The 558-nt window shown below is 53.9% G+C and carries 1 protein-coding gene; it reads right to left on the minus strand.

Going from position 1 to position 558, the window contains the following annotated elements:
- On the minus strand, positions 1 to 558 hold a 558-nt coding region (locus AK963_RS30475), incomplete at both ends, for a phage portal protein (protein WP_139117843.1).

Below are 558 nucleotides of genomic sequence, written 5' to 3' on the forward strand. Positions count from 1 at the left end.
ATCTCCTCCCCCGGCGAGAGTTCCTGCATCGTGCCAGGCTCCATTGCCACCATGGGCACACCTTGCAGATCATAAACAATAGGCCGACCGGTTAATGGATCCACCTTTTCACCATCCGGAGCGGGCTTGGTGATAAAGCCGGTGAACAGGTTGGCGATTTCCTGCCTCAATAGCGTGGCATCATCAAACTTGTCGAGATGAAACATCCGTAGCAAAACCTGAGTCAGCAATGGCTGCCCTCTTAACTGACCGGGTCGCAATGGTTCATAAAGATGCAGTACCTGCTCCGCTGGAATACGACGCAGATCTGCCGTATCGAGTGTTGTGTAATCCAAAGGATGCTGCCGGTGCATCCAGTAGGCGACCCGCTTACCAACCGCATTAAACTCAATCCCTGCCCGGATCTTATGACCTCTTTTCAGATCGTCGTTGTAATCCCAGGGAACAAACTCCGCTTCCAGTAGCTGCACTTGCAGAGGCACGCTGAGTCCATCGGATGGTTTCCGAGGCCTCAGTCGGGCAAAGCATTCACCGGCTTCCAGCATGGAACGCACTGCC

Source organism: Endozoicomonas atrinae (assembly GCF_001647025.1).
GTDB lineage: Bacteria > Pseudomonadota > Gammaproteobacteria > Pseudomonadales > Endozoicomonadaceae > Endozoicomonas > Endozoicomonas atrinae.